This is a genomic window from Pseudomonas sp. 2VD, assembly GCF_005503585.1.
Taxonomy (GTDB): domain Bacteria; phylum Pseudomonadota; class Gammaproteobacteria; order Pseudomonadales; family Pseudomonadaceae; genus Pseudomonas; species Pseudomonas aeruginosa.
Window position 1 is genome coordinate 1 of the sequence record NZ_SCND01000112.1, and the last position, 15,558, is coordinate 15,558.

General features: G+C 67.0%; 15 protein-coding genes. 6 read left to right on the forward strand and 9 right to left on the reverse strand.

Annotated elements, in window-relative coordinates; all coding sequences use genetic code 11:
* Together glcE and glcD are read right to left on the reverse strand one after the other, a co-directional pair.
* Positions 1-673: glycolate oxidase subunit GlcE (glcE, locus tag FFS27_RS14485; protein ID WP_137952071.1), on the reverse strand; the 673-nt coding region annotated here is incomplete at its 3' end.
* Positions 673-2,172 (reverse strand): glycolate oxidase subunit GlcD, encoded by a 1,500-nt coding sequence (gene glcD / locus FFS27_RS14490; RefSeq protein ID WP_003136273.1) that lies wholly within the window; start codon positions 2,170-2,172, stop codon positions 673-675. The genes glcE and glcD, both read right to left, overlap by 1 nt.
* 204 nt (positions 2,173-2,376) lie before the next feature.
* On the opposite strand from glcD, the gene glcC reads away from it, so the two are divergent.
* From glcC to ubiA, 3 genes are all read left to right on the forward strand, one after another.
* Positions 2,377-3,132: a transcriptional regulator GlcC gene (glcC, locus tag FFS27_RS14495; protein WP_003096643.1), complete on the forward strand. Its 756-nt coding sequence runs from the start codon at positions 2,377-2,379 to the stop codon at positions 3,130-3,132.
* Between the two features lie 79 nt (positions 3,133-3,211).
* Positions 3,212-3,748 carry a chorismate lyase gene (locus FFS27_RS14500; protein WP_015503856.1) on the forward strand — a complete coding sequence of 179 codons (537 nt, stop codon included), beginning with the start codon at positions 3,212-3,214 and terminating at the stop codon, positions 3,746-3,748.
* Between the two features lie 26 nt (positions 3,749-3,774).
* A complete protein-coding gene (gene ubiA / locus FFS27_RS14505; protein ID WP_003096650.1) occupies positions 3,775-4,665 on the forward strand; it encodes a 4-hydroxybenzoate octaprenyltransferase in 891 nt (296 codons plus the stop codon).
* Positions 4,666-4,688: 23 nt separating this feature from the next.
* On the opposite strand, the gene FFS27_RS14510 is transcribed toward ubiA, so the two are convergent.
* Complete coding sequence (locus FFS27_RS14510) at positions 4,689-5,072, reverse strand: COG4315 family predicted lipoprotein (RefSeq protein ID WP_003096652.1); 384 nt, start codon at positions 5,070-5,072, stop codon at positions 4,689-4,691.
* 176 nt (positions 5,073-5,248) lie between these two features.
* Between FFS27_RS14510 and phoB the strand changes: the two genes are divergently transcribed.
* From phoB to FFS27_RS14525, 3 genes are all read left to right on the forward strand, one after another.
* Positions 5,249-5,938 (forward strand): phosphate regulon transcriptional regulator PhoB, encoded by a 690-nt coding sequence (phoB, locus tag FFS27_RS14515; RefSeq protein ID WP_003096653.1) that lies wholly within the window; start codon positions 5,249-5,251, stop codon positions 5,936-5,938.
* A 72-nt stretch (positions 5,939-6,010) separates the two neighbouring features.
* On the forward strand, positions 6,011-7,342 hold the full coding sequence (phoR, locus tag FFS27_RS14520; RefSeq protein ID WP_003136283.1) for a phosphate regulon sensor histidine kinase PhoR: 1,332 nt from the start codon (positions 6,011-6,013) through the stop codon (positions 7,340-7,342).
* A 102-nt stretch (positions 7,343-7,444) separates the two neighbouring features.
* Entirely contained in the window at positions 7,445-8,785 is a 1,341-nt protein-coding gene (locus FFS27_RS14525) for a hemolysin family protein (protein ID WP_003096655.1), read from the forward strand.
* Positions 8,786-8,819: 34 nt separating this feature from the next.
* Here the strand turns inward: FFS27_RS14525 and FFS27_RS14530 are convergent, their stop codons facing one another.
* From FFS27_RS14530 to FFS27_RS14555, 6 genes are all read right to left on the reverse strand, one after another.
* On the reverse strand, positions 8,820-9,719 hold the full coding sequence (locus tag FFS27_RS14530; RefSeq protein ID WP_003096656.1) for a peptidoglycan DD-metalloendopeptidase family protein: 900 nt from the start codon (positions 9,717-9,719) through the stop codon (positions 8,820-8,822).
* Between the two features lie 116 nt (positions 9,720-9,835).
* Positions 9,836-10,738 (reverse strand): response regulator, encoded by a 903-nt coding sequence (locus FFS27_RS14535; RefSeq protein WP_023101726.1) that lies wholly within the window; start codon positions 10,736-10,738, stop codon positions 9,836-9,838.
* A 118-nt stretch (positions 10,739-10,856) separates the two neighbouring features.
* The gene (gene phoU / locus FFS27_RS14540) at positions 10,857-11,585 is read right to left on the reverse strand and encodes a phosphate signaling complex protein PhoU (protein WP_003096661.1); all 729 of its coding nucleotides are present in this window, start codon (positions 11,583-11,585) and stop codon (positions 10,857-10,859) included.
* A 95-nt stretch (positions 11,586-11,680) separates the two neighbouring features.
* A complete protein-coding gene (gene pstB / locus FFS27_RS14545; protein WP_003096663.1) occupies positions 11,681-12,514 on the reverse strand; it encodes a phosphate ABC transporter ATP-binding protein PstB in 834 nt (277 codons plus the stop codon).
* A 15-nt stretch (positions 12,515-12,529) separates the two neighbouring features.
* Positions 12,530-14,206, reverse strand: a complete 1,677-nt coding sequence (pstA, locus tag FFS27_RS14550; protein ID WP_003096667.1) for a phosphate ABC transporter permease PstA — start codon at positions 14,204-14,206, stop codon at positions 12,530-12,532.
* Positions 14,207-14,225: 19 nt separating this feature from the next.
* Positions 14,226-15,558, reverse strand: a 1,333-nt coding sequence (locus FFS27_RS14555) for an ABC transporter permease subunit (protein ID WP_137952072.1), incomplete at its 5' end; no start/stop codon positions are given.

The window sequence follows — 15,558 nt, forward strand, 5'->3', positions numbered from 1 at the left end:
CCAGGCGCAGGCGCAGGGCTTCGCCGTCGTGGCAGGCCGCACTGATCGGCAATGGCTGGCCTCCCCACTCGGCCAGCTTGCGCAACGCCGTCGCCACCGGCAGGTCCAGGCTCAGGCCGGCCTGGCAGCGCGGCATGGGCAGCACCTTGAAGGACACTTCGGTGACCACCCCGAGGCAACCGAAGCTGCCCGCCAGCAACCGCGACAGGTCGTAGCCGGCGACGTTCTTCATCACCTCGCCGCCGAAGCGCAGGTGGGTGCCCAGGCCACTGATCAGCCGCGTGCCGAGGACGAAATCGCGTACCGCTCCCGCCCAGGGCCGGCGCGGTCCGGACAGGCCGCTGGCGAGCACCCCGCCGACGGTCGCCCGGCCGCCGAAACCCGGCGCCTCGCAGGCAAGCATCTGCCCGCCGCGCGCCAGCACGGCCTGTAGCTCGTCCAGCGGCGTACCGGCACGGGCGGTGATCACCAGTTCGCAGGGATCGTAGGCGACGATCCCGCGGTGTTCGGCGAGCGCCAGCGGTTCGCCCGCGACCGGCCTGCCGAGGAACGCCTTGCTATCGCCGCCGACGATGCGCAGCGGGGCGCGCCGCGCCAGGGCGTCGCGGACCCGCTCGAGCAGCGCGCCGGCATGGTCGGCGCCAGCGTCCGGATCGAAATACGGCTGGCTCATCAGAAACGCTCCAGTTCGGGGAACGGCAGTCGACCGTGGTGGACGTGCATGGCGCCGAACTCGGCGCAGCGATGCAGGGTGGGCACGTTCTTGCCGGGATTGAGCAGCCCGGCCGGGTCGAACGCCGCCTTCACGGCGTGGAACAGGGTCAGCTCGTCGGCATTGAACTGAGCGCACATCTGGTTGATCTTCTCGCGGCCGACGCCATGTTCGCCGGTGATGCTGCCGCCTACCGCCACGCACAACTCGAGGATCCTGCCGCCCAGCGCTTCGGCGCGCTCCAGCTCGCCCGGCAGGTTGGCGTCGAAGAGGATCAGCGGGTGCATGTTGCCGTCGCCGGCGTGGAATACGTTGGCCACCCGCAGGCCGTATTCGCGCGAAAGCTCGGCGATGCCATGCAGCACCCGCGGCAGCTCGCGGCGCGGGATGCTGCCGTCCATGCAGTAGTAATCGGGGGAAATCCGCCCGACCGCCGGAAACGCATTCTTGCGCCCAGCCCAGAAGCGCTGGCGCTCGGCCTCGTCTTGGGCCTGTCGCACCGAGGTAGCGCCGGCCGCCTCGAACAGCTCGCGAACCCGCTCGCAATCCTCGTGCACGTCGGCTTCCACGCCGTCCAGTTCGCAGAGCAGGATCGCCGCCGCATCGACCGGATAGCCGGCATGGATGAAGTCCTCGGCGGCGCGGATCGACAGGTTGTCCATCATTTCCAGCCCGGCCGGAACGATGCCGGCACCGATCAGGTCGGCCACCGCCCGCCCCGCGCTTTCCACATCGTCGAAGCTGGCCAGCAGGACCTTCGCCACCGGCGGGCGCGGCAACAGCCTGACGGTGACCTCCACCACCACGCCGAGCAGCCCTTCGGAGCCGGTGAACAGCGCCAGCAGGTCGAAGCCGGCGCTGTCCAGGGCGCTGGACCCCAGGCTCAGGCGCTCGCCTTCCAGGGTCACGATGTCCACCTGCAACAGGTTGTGCACGGTCAGGCCGTATTTCAGGCAATGCACGCCGCCGGCGTTCTCCGCGACATTGCCGCCGATGGAGCAGGCGATCTGCGAGGACGGGTCCGGTGCGTAGTACAGACCATGAGGGGCAGCGGCCTGGGAGATCGCCAGGTTGCGCACGCCAGGCTGGACCCGGGCGAAACGACCCAGCGGATCGATCTCGAGGATCCGCCGGAAACGCGCCATCACCAGCAGCACGCCGTTCTCCAGCGGCAGCGCGCCGCCGGACAGGCCGGTGCCGGCACCGCGCGCCACGACCGGTACCTTCAGCCGATGGCAGAGGGCGAGCAGGCCCTGAACCTGTTCGATGCGTTCCGGCAATGCCACCAGCAACGGCGTGCAGCGATACGCCGAGAGTCCGTCGCACTCGTAGGGACGCAGGTCTTCCGCGGCGTGCAGCAGTTCGAGGTCGGGCAGGCGGAGGCGCAACTCGGCCAGCAGGCCATCCTTGTCCACCTGCGGCAGCGGACCGTCCAGACGCTCGTCGTAGAGGATGTTCATGGCGGCTGTCCTTGTTGTGGTTGTCGGCGGGATCAGCAAGCGTCCACAGCCTGTACCGCGCGGACGCCGGGGTCCAGCAGGCGTCTAACTGGTCCTACCAGTATCACCAGGAGCCATGGGCATGAGGCGCATGCTAGAAAGTCCCTGAGCTTCTATAGTGAGTAACGACAGCCAACTGGTCCTACCAGTGCAACGGGAGCTTCCATGCAGAAACAGCGGGTGGCCGACCAGGTCGCAGAGCGTATCGAGCGGCTGATCGTCGACGGCGTGCTCAAGGTCGGCCAGGCACTGCCGTCCGAGCGGCGCCTGGTGGCCAAGCTCGGCTGCTCGCGCTCGGCCCTGCGCGAGGGCCTGCGGGCGCTGCGCGGGCGCGGCATCATCGACACCGAGCATGGCCGTGGGTCGTTCGTCGCCGACCTCGACCGCAACGCCGACGCCAGCCCGCTGATGCACCTGTTCGGCTCCCAGCCGCGCACCCTCTACGACCTGCTCGAAGTCCGCGCCCTGCTGGAGGGCGAGGCGGCCCGCCTGGCAGCGCTACGCGGCACCGAGGCAGACTTCGTCCTGCTCGCCCGGCGCTACGAAGAGATGCTCGCCAGCCACGAGGAAACCCAGCCGATCGATCCCCGCGAGCACGCCCGCCGCGACCACGCGTTCCACCGGGCGATCAGCGAGGCATCGCACAATCCGGTGCTGGTGCATACCCTGCAATCGCTCAACGAACTGCTGCTGAGCACGGTGTTCGCCTCGGTGAACAACCTCTATCACCGGCCGCCGCAGAAACGCCAGATCGACCGCCAGCACGCGCGCCTCTACGCGGCCCTCCGCGAGCGCCAGCCGGACCAGGCGCAACGGGCGGCGCGTGAACATATCCACAGCATCCGCGACAACCTGCGGGAGATCGAGCAGGAAGAACAGCGCCTGGTCCGCGCCACCCTGCGCCTGAACGGCTGGGGGTGACGCGCCACCGCGTCGCAGACCGGCCGCCGACCGAACGTGCTACCCTCGCCGCCTTCTGCCGCCGTCTCGTAGTCCCGTCATGCCCAGCAATGCGCTCTGGCTTCGCGCCGACCAACTGTCCAGCGTCTCCCCCACCGTCCTCGACTGGCTGTTCGACGAAGGGTCGCTGACCCGGCGCCTGACCGCCCTGGCCGACGGCGCGTTCCGCGTCGAACCCCTGCTGGAAGGCTGGCAGACCCTGCGCGACGACGAATGCCAGGGGCTCGACGTCCCTCCCGGCAGTAGCGGCTGGGTCCGCGAGGTCTACCTGCATGGCCACGACCGTCCCTGGGTGTTCGCCCGCAGCGTGGCGGCGCGCAGCGCCCTGGAAGGCTCGGGCTTCGACCTGGCGCTGCTCGGCACCCGCTCGCTGGGCGAGTTGCTGTTCAGCGACAGCGCCTTCGAGCGCGGGCCCATCGAAGTCTGCCGCTATCCGGCGGCCGGTCTGCCCGCCGAGGTCCGCGCCGAGGGTCTCTGGGGCCGTCGCTCACGGTTTTCCCGCGGCGCGCTCGGGGTGCTGGTGGCGGAGGTGTTCCTACCGCGCCTGTGGGACCAGGCGGGAATCGCCGACGTATAATCCCCCGGTCGACTCCGGAGGTCCCCATGTTCGTCACCCTGATCAAGCCGCTGGCCCGCCTGCACCCCCGCGCCTGGGACTTCGTCCAACTGGTGCGGCTGGACCGGCCGATCGGCATCTACCTGCTGCTCTGGCCGACCCTCTGGTCGCTGTGGATCGCCGCGGACGGCGTGCCGGAGCTGAAGAACCTGCTGATCTTCGTCCTCGGCGTCATCCTGATGCGCGCCGCCGGCTGCGTGATCAACGATTTCGCCGACCGCAATTTCGACGGCCATGTCGCACGCACCAAGGCGCGCCCGCTGGCCACCGGCAAGATCAGCGTGCGCGAGGCCTGGATCACCTTCGCCGTCCTGGTCGCGCTGAGCTTCGGCCTGGTCCTGCTGACCAACGCAACGACCGTCTGGCTGTCGTTCGGCGCGGTAGCCGTGGCCTCGCTCTACCCCTTCATGAAGCGCTACACCTACTATCCGCAGGTGGTGCTGGGCGCCGCCTATTCCTGGGGCATCCTGATGGCCTTCACCGCCGAGCGCGGTGAACTGCCGGCCAGCGCCTGGCTGCTGTTCCTGGCCAACGTGCTGTGGACGGTCGCCTATGACTCCTACTACGCGATGACCGACCGCGAGGACGACCTGAAGATCGGCATCAAGTCCACCGCAATCCTCTTCGGCGATGCCGACCGCCTGATCATCGGCAGCCTGCAGGGCCTGACCTTGCTCCTGCTGGCGCTGGCCGGCAACCGCTTCGAACTGGGCCTGTGCTTCTACCTCGGCCTGGCGGTGGCGGCGGCCTGCTTCGTCTGGGAAGCCTGGTCGACCCGCGACCGCGACCCGCAGGCCTGCTTCCGCGCCTTCCTGCACAACCACTGGGCTGGCCTGGCGATCTTCCTCGGCACGGTCGCCGACTACGCGCTGCGTTGAGCGGCGCGCAGGCCGGCGACCGTCTAGTCCATGTCCGGCTGGGCGACGTGCCAGGCGCCCATCTTGCCGTCACCGTTCTTGTCGCCAGGCTTCTTGTCCTGGATGAAGGTATAAAGGGGCTTGCCGTAGTAGGCCCACTGCTGGGTGCCGTCCTCGCGAGCGACCAGGCTCCAGTCGCCGCTGGCCTGCGCTCCCTGGGCCGCTGCCAGCGGCGGCCAGTTCTTCGCGCACTGCCCGGAACAGGCGGATTGCCCTTCGCTGTCCTTGTCGTAGGTATAGAGCGTCATGCCCTTGCCATCGACCAGCACGCCGTCCTTCTCGGTGGCCGGCGCCACCGTTTCCTGGGCCAGCGCGGCGAACGCCGGCAGGGCCAGCGCCAGACCCAGCGCCAGGTGGATTCTGTTCATCGCGTCTCTCTCCTGTGTCTTCAGGTGGAGCGTTCGCCGCCCGCAGGGACGGCACCGGAACCTGTTGAGCATAGCCCCGCCGCGGGCAGTCGGCGGAAACTACGCCGTTGTGTCACATACCTGACACAATTTCGTTATCTAATGCGGCGCAAGACAGATCGACCCGAGGCAAGACCATGGTTGGCAAGACAATCCTCATCGTTGATGACGAAGCACCGATTCGCGAGATGATCGCCGTGGCCCTGGAGATGGCCGGCTACGAGTGCCTGGAGGCGGAAAATACCCAGCAGGCGCACGCGGTGATCGTCGACCGCAAGCCGGACCTGATCCTGCTCGACTGGATGCTCCCCGGCACTTCCGGCATCGAACTGGCGCGACGCCTGAAGCGTGACGAACTGACCGTCGACATCCCGATCATCATGCTCACCGCCAAGGGCGAGGAGGACAACAAGATCCAGGGCCTGGAGGTCGGCGCCGACGACTACATCACCAAGCCGTTCTCGCCCCGCGAGCTGGTCGCCCGCCTGAAGGCCGTACTGCGCCGCACCGGGCCTGGCGACAGCGAGGCGCCGATCGAGGTTGGCGGCCTGCTGCTGGACCCGATCAGCCACCGCGTGACCATCGACGGCAAGCCGGCCGAGATGGGCCCCACCGAGTACCGCCTGCTGCAGTTCTTCATGACTCACCAGGAACGCGCCTATACCCGCGGCCAACTGCTGGACCAGGTCTGGGGCGGCAACGTCTATGTCGAGGAGCGCACCGTCGATGTGCATATCCGCCGCCTGCGCAAGGCGCTCGGCGAGGTCTACGAAAATCTGGTTCAGACTGTCCGCGGGACCGGCTATCGTTTCTCCACCAAGAGCTGACCCCGCGCCCGGCCGCCCGGCGGCCGGAGTCGTTTCCCCTGGACGGTCCGTGACGGACCGCCACTGGACAGGATGCAATCCGTCGTGAACCAAGACTGGCGTGGAGCGCTGATCCGCCACCTGCTTCTCGTGCTGGCCGCCAGCCTCGTGCTCGGCGTGGTCAGCGGCCATTACGGCTGGGCCCTGGCCCTCGGCCTGGCTCTCTACCTCGGCTGGACCCTCTGGCAGCTACTGCGCCTGCACCAGTGGCTGCGCAACCACCAGCCAGACGAGCCACCGCCGGACAGCTACGGCCTCTGGGGCGAAGTCTTCGACAATATCTACCACCTGCAACGCCGCAACCAGCGCGCCCGTGGCCGCCTGCAGGCGGTGATCGACCGGATCCAGGAGTCCACCGCGGCGCTGCGTGACGCGGTGATCATGCTCGACAGCGACGGCAATCTGGAATGGTGGAACCTCGCCGCGGAAAACCTGCTCGGCCTGAAGACCCCGCAGGACGGTGGCCAGCCGGTGAGCAACCTGATCCGCCATCCGCGCTTCAAGGAATACTTCGACCAGGAGGATTACCGCGAGCCGCTGGAAATCCCCTCGCCGATCAACGAGCGCCTGCGCCTGCAGTTCCACATCACCCTCTACGGCAACCGCGAGCACCTGATGCTGGTCCGCGACGTCACCCGCGTCCACCAGCTGGAGCAGATGCGCAAGGACTTCGTGGCCAACGTCTCCCACGAGCTGCGCACGCCGCTGACGGTGATCGCCGGCTACCTGGAGACCCTCCTCGACAACGTCGAGGATGTGAACCCGCGCTGGCTGCGCGCCCTGCAACAGATGCAGCAGCAGGCCGGACGCATGCAGAACCTGCTCAACGACCTGCTCCTGCTGGCCAAGCTGGAGGCCACCGAATACCCCGGCGACAACAAGCCGGTGGCGGTGGACGCTCTCCTCGCCAGCATCCGCAACGACGCCCAGGCCCTGTCCGCCGGGCGCAACCACCGCATCAGCCTGGACGCCACACCCGCGGTGCAGCTCAAGGGCAGCGAGGCGGAACTGCGCAGCGCCTTCTCCAACCTGGTATTCAACGCGGTGAAGTACACCCCCGACGAGGGCGAGATCCGCATCCGCTGGTGGGCCGACGAACAGGGCGCGCACCTGTCGGTGCAGGACACCGGTATCGGCGTCGATCCCAAGCACCTGCCGCGCCTGACCGAGCGCTTCTACCGGGTGGACTCCAGCCGCGCCTCCAACACCGGCGGCACCGGCCTCGGCCTGGCCATCGTCAAGCACGTGCTGATCCGCCACCGCGCGCGCCTGGAAATCAGCAGCGTGCCCGGCAAGGGCAGCACCTTCACCTGCCATTTCGCCCCGGCGCAGGTCGCCGAGGCCGAGCGCAAGGCGTCGAAGTGAGCCTCGTCGCGGTGCCGCGCCGCCGGCGTCGGCACGGCCAAGGCTTGCAAGCGACGACACAGCCCCTCATTCTTAAGGGCCTTTTGGCTACCGCACACCCCCATGGACCCTTCTCCTAGTACCAGCATCGCCACCTATTTCGCCGATGCCGGCCTGATCCTCTTTGCGCTTTTCCTCGTCCTGCTCAACGGCTTCTTCGTCGCCGCCGAGTTCGCCATGGTCAAGCTCCGCGCCACCCGCGTGGAAACCATCGCCAAGCAGCACGGCTGGCGCGGCGCCATCCTGCGCAAGGTACACAACCAGCTGGACGCCTACCTGTCCGCCTGCCAGCTGGGCATCACCCTGGCCTCCCTGGGCCTGGGCTGGGTCGGCGAGCCGGCCTTCGCCGAACTCCTGGAACCGCTGCTGGCGATGATCGGCGTGCACTCCGACGAACTGATCCGCGGTATCTCCTTCTTCACCGCGTTCTTCATCATTTCCTACCTGCACATCGTGGTCGGCGAGCTGGCGCCCAAGTCCTGGGCGATCCGCAAGCCGGAACTGCTGTCGCTGTGGACGGCGGTGCCGCTGTACCTCTTCTACTGGCTGATGTACCCGGCGATCTGGCTGCTCAACGCCAGCGCCAACGCCATCCTCAAGATCGCCGGCCAGGGCGAGCCCGGCCCGCACCACGAGCATCACTACAGCCGCGACGAACTGAAGCTGATCCTCCACTCCAGCCGCGCCCAGGACCCCAGCGACCAGGGCATGCGCGTGCTGGCCTCGGCGGTGGAGCTGGGCGAGCTGGAGGTGGTCGACTGGGCCAACTCCCGCGAAGACCTGGTCTACCTCGAGCACGATGCGCCGCTGGCGGACATCCTCGCGGTGATCCGCCGCCACAAGTACAGCCGCTACCCGGTCTGGGACAGCCACAAGGGCGAGTTCATCGGCCTGCTGCACATCAAGGACCTGCTGCTGGCACTGTCCGCCCTGGACAGCCTGCCGGAGACCTTCGACCTCGACGAACTGGTGCGCCCGCTGGAGATCGTCACCAAGCACACCCCGCTGTCGCGCCTGCTGGAGCAGTTCCGCAAGGGCGGCGCGCACTTCGCCGTGGTGGAAGAGGCCGATCACAAGGTGGTCGGCTTCCTGACCATGGAGGACGTGCTGGAAGTGCTGGTCGGTGACATCCAGGACGAACACCGCAAGACCGAGCGCGGCATCCTCGCCTACCAGCCGGGCAAGCTGCTGGTGCGCGGCGACACACCGCTGTTCAAGCTCGAGCGCCTGCTCGGCATCGACCTCGATCATGTCGAGGCGGACACTCTCGCCGGGCTGGTCTACGACACCCTGAAGCGGGTGCCGGAGGAAGAGGAAGTCCTCGACACCGAGGGCCTGCGGATCATCGTGAAGAAGATGCGCGGTCCGAAGATCGTCCTGGCCAAGGTGGTCAAGCTCGACTGAGACGAGCCGGCGCCGCCACGGCGCCGGCGACTTTTCAAGGCTCGCGGACGATGGCGAAGTTCGGCAGGCTGTCGACCGGCTGGGCGAAGTCGTAGGGAATCGACTCCAGCGCCAGGCCGACGTTGCGCTGGATCACGAAGTGCAGGTGCGGCCCGCTGCTGTTGCCGGTGTTGCCGGAGCGCGCCAGCGGCGTGCCGACCTGGACCCGCTGGCCCTCGGCGACCAGCACCGAATGGCGCATCAGGTGCAGGTAGACGCCCATGGTGCCGTCGTCGTGCAGGATGCGGACGAAGTTGCCCGAGGGATTGTTGCCGCGCCCACTCTGGTTGTTCTCGATCTTCACCACGGTGCCGCCGCGGGCGGCGATGATCGGCGTGCCCTCGGGCATGGCGATGTCCATCGCGTAGCGGCCCTTGGGGGTGAAGTGGCTGTACTTGCCATTGGCGCCCTGGGACAGGCGGAACGGCCCGCCGCGCCAGGGCAGCGGATAGCGATAGAGCAGCGGCTGCTGGCGCGGGTCGCCGAGCGCATAGCGCAGCTTCGGCGTGTAGCTCATCGGCTTGCCGGCCTTGCGCGGCGCCAGGGTCGCCAGGCGCACCTGGCTGCGCGCCGGGACCACCCAGCGAATCGGCCCGTCGGGCACCCCGACGGCATTGCGCGGGTTGCGGATCCGCAACTCGACCTCGACCGGCGCGTAGAGGTCGTTGCGCACCTGCAGGGTCTCGCCACCCGCGTGCTTCTTCGTCTCCAGCTTCACTTCCCGTTCCAGGTGCTCGACCATCCGGTCGCGGAAGACGAACACCTGCGCCCCGGCCACGGCGCGGTCGGAGTAGGTCACCACGCCATTGGCGTCGGTGTACTTGTAGATGGTCAGGGCCGCAGCCGGAGCTGCCGCGGCGAACAGGCCACAGAGAAGGAGAAGGCGCCCTAGCATGACTGCACGGATCGTGTCGTTCTGGTTATCCCGAATCGGCAAGACTAGCAGCGCTTTATTGCCAGGGCGAGACGACAGCGAGCGGGCTGTGAACGGATCGTCGGGAAAAAACCCGCTCAGGCGCCGGGAACGTAGTGCTTCTGGGTACTTCCGCGGGCGATCAGGCGCGACAGGTAGTCGAGCTTCTGCGGGTCGCGGTCGACGAAACGCAGGGTCAGCAGCAGCCAATCGCTATCCGGCTTCGGCTCCAGCGCGGCGATGGCGTGCAGGTAGCCGTTCAGGCGCGCCACGTCGCTGTTTTCCTCGAGGTCCAGCACCGCGCTTTCCAGCACCTGCGGCAGCGGGTCGGCGCGCTTCACCACCAGTTGCGCTTCCTTCAGGCTGACCGCCTTGATCACGCAGGGCATGCTGCTCTGCGGCAGGCGCAATTGCGCCTGGCCCAGCGGGTTGCCGCTGCCGGCGGGACGCGCGCTGGCCTGGGGAGCCGAAGCCGGCTTCGGCGCGGGAGCCGGTTTTGCCGGACTGGCGGCGGGCTTGATCACCTCGGCGCGACCGCCGGTCAGGGCGGCCAGCGAATCGTTGGCCATGCCGCTGGCGATCTCCCGGCGCGGCGCGTGGGCCGCCAGGGCTTCCAGCTTGCCGCTGCGGCTCAGGGCCTTCTTGATCTTGGCCACCAACTGGTCATTGGAGAATGGCTTGCCGATGTAGTCCGACACCCCGGCCTGGATCGCCTGGACCACGTTCTCCTTGTCGCCGCGACTGGTGACCATGATGAACGGGGTAGTCTTGAGGTTTTCCTGGGCACGGCACCAGGTCAGCAGTTCGAGGCCGGACATCTCCGGCATCTCCCAGTCGCAGAGGATCAGGTCGACGTTCTGCCGACTGAGCAATTGCTGGGCCTTGCGGCCGTTCACGGCCTCCTCGATATGAAGGGCGGGGAAGTTGTCGCGCAACCCTTTCTTCATCAGATCTCGGATGAAGGGGGCGTCATCCACCACTAGCGCGCTGACTTTGCTCATCGACTTCTCCTGGACAGGTTCGCCTAGGATAGCCTCCCCTGCTGGCAGGATGCCAAGCCTTGCTGCAGTCGCGCGAAGAAACAAGGCTCCAGGTCAAGGGAGCCTTGCCTGCGGAAGATCACTCGCCGCGGTTGTTCTCGACCTCTTCCTTCATGCGGGTCAGGCCGATGTGACGAACGTCGGTGCCGCGAACCAGGTAGATCACCAGCTCGGCGATGTTGCGCGCATGGTCGCCGATGCGCTCCAGCGAGCGCAGGGCCCAGATGATGTTGAGCACGCGGGATATCGCCCGCGGGTCTTCCATCATGTAGGTGACCAGCTCGCGCAGGGCGGTCTTGTATTCGCGATCGACGGTCTTGTCGTACTGTGCCACGGACAGCGCCAGGTCGGCATCGAAGCGGGCGAAGGCGTCCAGTGCCTCCTGCACCATCTTCTGTACCTGGCTGCCGATGTGCCGAACCTCGACGTAGCCGCGCGGCGACTCGCCTTCCTCGCACAGCTGGATGGCGCGGCGGGCGACCTTGGAGGCCTCGTCGCCGATCCGCTCGAGGTCGATCACCGACTTCGAGATGCTGATGATCAAGCGCAGGTCGGAGGCCGCCGGCTGACGCCGGGCGAGGATACGCACGCACTCCTCGTCGATGTTGCGCTCCATCTGGTTGATCTGGTCGTCGATCTCGCGGACCTGCTGGGCGAGGCCGGAGTCGGCGTCGATCAGCGCGTTGACCGCGTCGTTGACCTGCTTTTCCACCAGCCCGCCCATGGCCAGGAGGTGGCTGCGCACATCCTCCAGCTCGGCGTTGAACTGCTGGGAGATGTGATGGGTGAGACTGTCTTTGTTGATCATGTGGGGAATCCTTCTGGAGCCGCTGCGACCGGTGACATCAACGAGCTACGGAGAGCGCCGGAGGCAGCGGTATCGCCGCGCCTCCGGACGCGCCGCTAGCCGTAGCGGCCGGTGATGTAGTCTTCGGTCTGCTTCTTCGCCGGGTTGGTGAACAGCGTATCGGTGTCGCCGAACTCGATCAGCTTGCCCATGTACATGAACGCCGTATAGTCGGAAACCCGCGCGGCCTGCTGCATGTTGTGGGTAACGATGACGATGGTGAACTTCGACTTCAACTCGTAGATCAGCTCTTCGATCTTCAGCGTGGAGATCGGGTCCAGCGCCGAGCACGGCTCGTCGAGCAGCAGCACTTCCGGTTCCACCGCGATGGTCCGGGCGATCACCAGGCGTTGCTGCTGGCCACCGGACAGGCCGAGGGCGGACTCGTGCAGGCGATCCTTCACCTCCTCCCACAGCGCAGCCCCCTTCAGCGCCCACTCGACGGCCTCGTCAAGTACGCGCTTCTTGTTGATGCCCTGGATACGCAGGCCGTAGACCACGTTCTCGTAGATGCTCTTGGGGAACGGGTTGGGCTTCTGGAACACCATGCCGACGCGACGGCGCAGTTCGGCGACGTCGACGCCCTTGGCGAAGATGTTGTGGCCATCGAGGCGGATCTCGCCTTCGACGCGGCAGCCATCCACCAGGTCGTTCATCCGGTTGAAGCAGCGCAGCAGGGTCGACTTGCCGCAGCCGGACGGGCCGATGAAGGCGGTCACGCGCTGCTTCGGAATGTTCATCCGGACGTCGAACAGAGCCTGCTTGGCGCCGTAGAACAGGTTCAGCCCGGGCACTTCCAGTTCGACACTTTCGGAAGCCAGGTCGAGGCTCTGGCGGTCGCGGCCGAGCGCATCGAAGTTGATGCCGTGGCTGGCGGTCTCGTTTTGCATGGGAAGCTCCCTCAATCAGTTTTCCAGGGCCTTGTACTTCTCGCGCAGGCGATTGCGGATCGCGATGGCGGAGAAGTTCAGCAGGGCGATCACCACGACCAGCAGCAACGCCGTAGCGTATACCAGCGGCCGTGCGGCCTCGACGTTGGGGCTCTGGAAACCGACGTCGTAGATATGGAAACCGAGGTGCATGATCTTCTGGTCGAGATGCACGTACGGATAGTTACCGTCGACCGGCAGCGACGGTGCCAGTTTCACCACGCCGACCAGCATCAGCGGCGCCACTTCGCCGGCGGCACGAGCCACGGCGAGGATCAGGCCGGTCATCATCGCCGGGCTGGCCATCGGCAGGACGATCTTCCACAGCGTTTCCGCCTTGGTCGCGCCGAGCGCCAGGGAGCCTTCGCGGACCGCGCGCGGAATCCGCGCCAGGCCTTCCTCGGTGGCGACGATCACCACCGGCACGGCGAGGATCGCCAGGGTCAGCGAGGCCCAGAACAGTCCGGGGGTACCGAAGGTCGGCGCCGGCAGGGCCTCGGGGAAGAACAGCCGGTCGATGGAACCGCCCAGCACGTAGACGAAGAAGCCCAGGCCGAACACGCCGTAGACGATCGCCGGTACGCCGGCGAGGTTGTTCACGGCGATGCGGATCACCCGGGTCAGCGGCCCCTGCTTGGCGTACTCGCGCAGGTAGACCGCAGCGATCACGCCGAACGGGGTGACGATCAGCGCCATCACCAGGGTCATCATCACGGTGCCGAAGATCGCCGGGAAGATACCGCCCTCGGTATTGGCCTCGCGCGGATCGTCGCTGAGGAACTCCCAGAGCTTCTTGAAGTACACCGTCATCTTGGTGCCCAGGCCCATGGCGTTGGGCTGGTAGGCATGCACCAGCTTGCCAAGGGTGATTTCGCTCTCGCGGCCGCTGGCGTCGCGCATTACCACGCTGTCGCGGTTGAACTCCTGGTGCAGGCCGTTGAGCTGCTCTTCCAGGACCTTGTAGCGCGCCTGCAACTCGCTGCGCTCGGCGGCCAGGTCGGCCTGGGCGGCGGCGTCCAGCTTGCCGTCCAACTGCAACTTGCGCTCTTTCAGGCGCAGGCGCTCGAGACCGTGGTTGATCCCGCCGATGTCGCCCTTCTCCAGCTTGTAGAGCTTGGCGTAGAGGTCATCCACCCGCTGCATGCGCTTCTGCAGTTCGCCTACCGCGGCGTCGCCTTCGGCGACCACCTGGCCGTTCTCCTTGACGCTCAGCAGGTAGCCGTAGAAGTTGCCCCACTCGCGGCGTTCGAGAACCATCAGCGCTTCGGGGCGCTTGATGTCCTGCAGCCACTCGCCGACGACCCAGGAGAAATCGCTGCCGTAAAGCTCGCGGTTGCCCAGCTTGAGCAGCTCGCGGGTCATGAATTCGGGGCCGGCCTCCGGGACCGGCATGCCGGCGCTGCGCAGGCGCGCGCGCGGCACTTCCTCGGCCTGGACCACCTCGCCGATCACGGTCTTGGCGGCTTCGCCAGGGATCTGGTAAGTCGCCTCGATGACGTTCGCCGGCCAGAAGTGGCCGAGGCCGCGTACCGCGATCACCGCCAGCAGGCCGATGGTCATGATCACCGCGATCGACACCGCGCCGGCGTTCATCCACACCCAGGGCGAGCCGCTGCCGAACCAGGCTTTGACGGTTTCCTGTTTCTGTTTCACAGAGCTATACCTCCGCCGCTTACAACGACGCGTATTTCTTGCGCAGACGCTGACGGATCAGCTCTGCCAGGGTGTTCATCACGAAGGTGAACGTCAGCAGTACCAGCGCCGAGAGGAACAGCACGCGGTAGTGGCTGCCGCCGACCTCCGACTCGGGCATCTCCACCGCGACGTTGGCTGCCAGGGTGCGCATGCCTTCGAAGATGTTCAGTTCCATCACCGGGGTATTGCCGGTCGCCATCAGCACGATCATGGTCTCGCCGACGGCGCGGCCCATGCCGATCATCAGCGCCGAGAAGATGCCTGGGCTGGCGGTCAGGATCACCACGCGGGTCAGCGTCTGCCAGGGCGTGGCGCCCAGGGCCAGGGAGCCGTAGGTAAGGCTGCGCGGCACGCTGAAGATGGCGTCTTCGGCGATCGAGAAGATATTCGGGATCACCGCGAAGCCCATTGCCAGCCCGACGATCAGGGCATTGCGCTGGTCGTAGGTGATGCCCAGGTCGTGGCTCAACCAGAGGCGCATGTCGCCGCCGAAGAAGGTGGTCTCCAGGTGCGGGCTCAGCCACAGGGCGAAGGCGCCGACGGCGAGCACCACCGGGATCAGCAGCGCGGCTTCCCAGCCGGCCGGCAGGCTCAGGCGGATACGCTCGGGCAGGCGGCTCCAGAGCAGGCCGGCGAGAAGGATGCCCAGCGGCGTCAGCAACAGCAGGCTGAACACCCCTGGCAGGTGGCCTTCGACGTAGGGCGCCAGGAACAGGCCGGCGAAGAAGCCGAGGATCACCGTCGGCAGCGCCTCCATCAGCTCGATCACCGGCTTGACCTTGCGGCGCATCGCCGGAGCCATGAAATAGGCGGTGTAGACGGCGGCCGCGATGGCCAGCGGAGCTGCCAGGATCATCGCGTAGAAGGCGGCCTTGAGCGTGCCGAAGGTCAGCGGCGAGAGGCTCAGCTTCGGTTCGAAGTCGGTGGTCGCGGCGGTGGACTGCCAGACGTAGGCCGGCTTGTCGTAGCTCTCGTACCAGACCTTGCCCCAGAGCGCGCTCCAGGAGATTTCCGGGTGCGGGTTGCTCAGGGCGAAGCGGTGGATCTTGCCACCCTGCTCCAGCAGCAGGCGGTTGGCCCGCGGCGACAGGGTGATGACCCCGGAAGAGTCGGCGACCGGCTGGACCAGCAGGGTACGGTGCGCCGTGCTGTGGAAGACGCCGAGGTTGCCCTTCTCGTCCAGGGCGATGAAGCCCTTGCGCCGTTGTTCCGGAGCGATGGCGCTGATCGGCGCGCCATCCAGGTTGAAGTCACGAATGTTCGACAGGCGCGGTTCGCCGTCGGTATCGCGCGCCATGAACCACTGGGCG

Bases quoted from the DNA above. Each gene is read 5' to 3' on its own strand.
- glcD (WP_003136273.1), bottom strand. From the start codon at position 2,172: ATGAACATCCTCTACGACGAGCGTCTGGACGGTCCGCTGCCGCAGGTG.
- glcC (WP_003096643.1), top strand. From the start codon at position 2,377: ATGCAGAAACAGCGGGTGGCCGACCAGGTCGCAGAGCGTATCGAGCGG.
- FFS27_RS14500 (WP_015503856.1), top strand. From the start codon at position 3,212: ATGCCCAGCAATGCGCTCTGGCTTCGCGCCGACCAACTGTCCAGCGTC.
- ubiA (WP_003096650.1), top strand. From the start codon at position 3,775: ATGTTCGTCACCCTGATCAAGCCGCTGGCCCGCCTGCACCCCCGCGCC.
- FFS27_RS14510 (WP_003096652.1), bottom strand. From the start codon at position 5,072: ATGAACAGAATCCACCTGGCGCTGGGTCTGGCGCTGGCCCTGCCGGCG.
- phoB (WP_003096653.1), top strand. From the start codon at position 5,249: ATGGTTGGCAAGACAATCCTCATCGTTGATGACGAAGCACCGATTCGC.
- phoR (WP_003136283.1), top strand. From the start codon at position 6,011: ATGCAATCCGTCGTGAACCAAGACTGGCGTGGAGCGCTGATCCGCCAC.
- FFS27_RS14525 (WP_003096655.1), top strand. From the start codon at position 7,445: ATGGACCCTTCTCCTAGTACCAGCATCGCCACCTATTTCGCCGATGCC.
- FFS27_RS14530 (WP_003096656.1), bottom strand. From the start codon at position 9,719: ATGCTAGGGCGCCTTCTCCTTCTCTGTGGCCTGTTCGCCGCGGCAGCT.
- FFS27_RS14535 (WP_023101726.1), bottom strand. From the start codon at position 10,738: ATGAGCAAAGTCAGCGCGCTAGTGGTGGATGACGCCCCCTTCATCCGA.
- phoU (WP_003096661.1), bottom strand. From the start codon at position 11,585: ATGATCAACAAAGACAGTCTCACCCATCACATCTCCCAGCAGTTCAAC.
- pstB (WP_003096663.1), bottom strand. From the start codon at position 12,514: ATGCAAAACGAGACCGCCAGCCACGGCATCAACTTCGATGCGCTCGGC.